Here is a 3,416-nt window from a genome sequence, read left to right as displayed (position 1 = left end):
CGTGTGTGGGGCCGTCGAGCGGAGTGACCTCGCCGCGTTGGGTGTCGGCATTCAGTCCGATGAGCTGGTTTGTGGCCAGGCTGCCCACGTAGACGAAGGAGCCATCGTCGGGGATGACAAGTGCGTGGGGGCGGTCGAAGAACACGTCCACTTCTTCGAGATCCTCCAAGTCGTTGCGTGGCATCACCCCGATGCGCTGCGGTGGGTTTACAGCTTTCATAGAGCGTGCAGCAAAGAGATGCTCGCCGTCGGGGTGCAGAGCCAGCAGGCCCGGTGCTTCCATGGTGCCCTGACTTACGAGTTCGTTATCGGCGTTGAACTTGAGCACGGTGTTCTCGCTGATGAGCGAGACATACCAGGCCGAGCCGTCGGGTTCGGCAATGGTGTGGTGCGGACTGGCGTTTTCGGAGAAGCCCAGCTCCTTCAAATCGATCACGGTTTCAACGGTGTTCGTTTCCATGTTGATTACGGAAACGGTGGCTTCGCCCTGATTGGAAACGTAGAGGCGAGGGGGCGTGTCGGCGGTAGCCTCGGCGGGCGAGGTGAACAGCCCAAGGCCAACCAGCAGCAGAGCCAGCAGCACGGCACGAGCAAGACGAGGAAAAACCATAACTGGGAGGAGGTCCATCAGAGGAAAAACGAATGTGGAAACGCAGCGACTGAATGTCGCATCCCGTAGAACGCGTCGTATCCAACCAAACGGAAGGCGGGCGGCCACTCGTATAGCGACCGCCCTCCGTTCGGTGAATCCGTATGGTGCAACGCAGAGGCTACAACGGTTCCTGCTGCGGGCGCAGCATGAAGATGCCTTCGCCAATGCTGTTCACCAGAATGGTGCCGCTTTCAAAGTACGGGTAGTTGCTCCAGGAGCCGGTGAAACCCGGTCCTTCCTGGTACGGCGCTGTGTCAAACTGTCCGACAACAGACGGCTCCTCGCGGTTGCTGATGTCCATCAGGAGCAAGCCTGACTTGTAATTGGAGAGATACATCAGGTCGCCCTTAGTGTAGAGGTTATGCGCGCTGGAGTTCGTTTCGAAGAAGAACTCATCGACGAGTTGCGGATCCTCGAGGTCGCGCAGGTCCCAGATGAGCGTGCGCGTGTTATCAACAAGGCCTTGCAGCACGTCGAGTTCATCGTTCATGTAGAAGTAGCGCTGATCTTCGCCAAGCCAGCCCTGGTGGGTGTAGCCCACGTTCGGGTAGTTGCTTACGGAGACCGCTTCTGGGTTCTCCTTGTCGGTTACGTCGGCAACGCTGAGCGCCGTTTCGTTGGCACCGAAGCAGATTTCGCGGCCCTGGTAGCGTTCGTCGGGTCCTTCGTAGCTGACGCACTGCACGTCGTGCGAGTAGCCTGTGCCGCTGCGCCCGGTACGATCGTCGGCAAAGCAGCCTTCGAACTCGGGCGAAGCCGGGTCGTCGAGGTTCACCATGTGGAGGCCGCCGCCGCAGGTTTCACCGCCGCCGCTGGCTCCCACAATGTAAGCGTAGCCCGTGTCTTCATTGACGAAGACGTTGTGGGCACTGTTGATGCGGTCGTACACCGTGTCGGGCTCGAAGGTGTTCGGCTCGTCGGTGCCGTAGTAGTCGCGGAGTTGGGTGAGGTCGAACACCTGCATGCCGTGCTCACCGGCGTTGTCAGACACCACGTACATGTGGTTCTGATACACCTTCATGTCGCGCCATGAACTGGACTGTGCGCCCTCGGTCATCGGCAGCTGGCCGAGGTAGACCGGGTTGACCGGGTCGGTTACGTCCACAAAGGCAAGGGTGTTGGTAAGGCCCACAAGTGCAATCTCGTGGTCGGAGTCGGGGTCGGTCCAGCCCCAGACGTCGTTGGCGTTGACGCCGCGCTCGCCGCCAATCTCATGGATCGGCAAGAACGAGAGCAGATCGATGTTCTCGCAGTCGAAGGTGCCCGCTTCACCATCGTCGCAGGTAACTTCGCCACCAGTTTGGGCTTCGAGACCTACGCCCGGAGCGCCTTCGAGGGTCTGGGAGGCGGTCCAGGAGGAGCCGTCCGGCTGCAATAGGGCAGCCATGCCCGCTTCGTTCGATCCGCCGGGGAGCCCAGCCGCAGCGACGGAGGTACCGGCCGCTATGGTTGCGCCCAGGCGATAGCCTGACTCAATTTCGGGGACAAACACGCGCTCGGCAGAGGTCCAGCGCCCGTCGTCGTAGGTGTAGCGATAAGCAGCGCCGCGGCGGCTGTCGTCGTTGGGAGCGCCCACCCAGGCGTTGGAGCCGTCAAAAGCGAGCGACGTGCCAAAGCGTGAGCGGCTGCTGCCATCAAACGCCGAGAGCGTGCTGGTTGGCGCCCACGTTTCGATGTCTTCATCGTACGTGAAGGCGAACACCGCGCCGGTTCCAGCCTCCTGGCGCGAGGCGCCCACGAGCATGACATCGTCGTGGATGGCGAGTGAGGACCCGAAGCGCGCGCCGCCCGTCAGGTCGTCGTGCATAATGCGATCTGACTCGGTCCAGGCGTCGGCCTCATCGTCGTAGGTAAAGGCCAGCACCACTCCACGGTCATGATTCGGGGCGCTCACGAAAATCGTGTTCTCGTGCACGGCTACGCGGGCTCCGAACGAAGCCCCCTTGTCGAGGTCCAGTTCGTCCGATGCCAGGCGGGCCTGGGTCCAGGAGCCGTCTTCGTTCCAAAACGCGACGGCTTCGCCGGTGCGATCGTTGTGGGCCGGAGCGCCGACCAGCACAACATCGCCGCCATGCGCTACGCTATTACCAAAGCTCTCCAGCGTGTCGGAAGGAGCAAGCCGGTCGATCTGCGACCAGGCTCCATCGTTAGCTTCAAAGAGATACGCGGCGCCCATAGAGTCGGCATTGGGAGCGGTAATGGCCATGCGGTCATCGGCCACAGAGAGGGCCGTGCCAAAACCGTTGCCCACTTCGCCATCGTCAGCCTGCAAGCGGGTCTGTTCGGTGTAGGTGCCCGACTCGTCGGGACCAAACACATACACCAATCCGGGGGCATGCATCATGTCGGGTTCGGCAGCGATGACCTGGTCGCCATACACGCCGAGCGCATAGCTAAACCCGTTGGCGGCAGAGGCGGCACCGTCGGCCGTTGTTTGCGCTGTGGCAGGCTGCCAACTGGCGAGCAGCAAGACGCTGCACGCATAGAGTAAGAGTCGATTCATAACGTGTCAGTTCGAACAAAAGGAACGATGAAACGGGGGATTGCAAAGCGAGACGCCTTCGTGTGGCGCGGGTGTGGGAGAAAAGCACGCCGCTTGAAGGCCCGGCCCGGCGGGGATGTATACCGCAGGCCGAAGTGCACGCGGCATGCGGTCGGCAGTATGCCTTGAGCACGCCAGGCCAACGCGAATCGCTTGCAATGGTAGATTACAGACATGTTATAGCTCTATCCGCCCCAAAAGTTTGCAGGCTGTGCCGCGCAA

2 protein-coding genes are annotated in these 3,416 nt (G+C 61.3%); both read right to left on the bottom strand.

Annotated features, from left to right (window positions below):
• The coding region (locus R6U20_RS05045) for a YncE family protein (RefSeq protein WP_410336776.1) at nt 1–610 on the bottom strand (610 nt) is incomplete at its 3' end.
• Nucleotides 611–770: 160 nt separating this feature from the next.
• Nucleotides 771–3,155, bottom strand: coding sequence for a choice-of-anchor B family protein (locus R6U20_RS05040; RefSeq protein ID WP_410336775.1), 2,385 nt, complete (start codon nt 3,153–3,155; stop codon nt 771–773).
• Nucleotides 3,156–3,416 lie beyond the last annotated feature (261 nt).

This window comes from Longimonas sp., assembly GCF_046498435.1.
Taxonomy (GTDB): Bacteria; Bacteroidota; Rhodothermia; order Rhodothermales; family Salinibacteraceae; genus Longimonas.
Note: the sequence above shows the minus strand (reverse complement) of the source record. Positions and strands in the feature narration are given on the sequence as shown.

What these genes read in the sequence shown, in the direction of transcription:
- R6U20_RS05040 (WP_410336775.1), bottom strand. Translation starts at nt 3,155, where the DNA reads ATGAATCGACTCTTACTCTATGCGTGCAGCGTCTTGCTGCTCGCCAGT.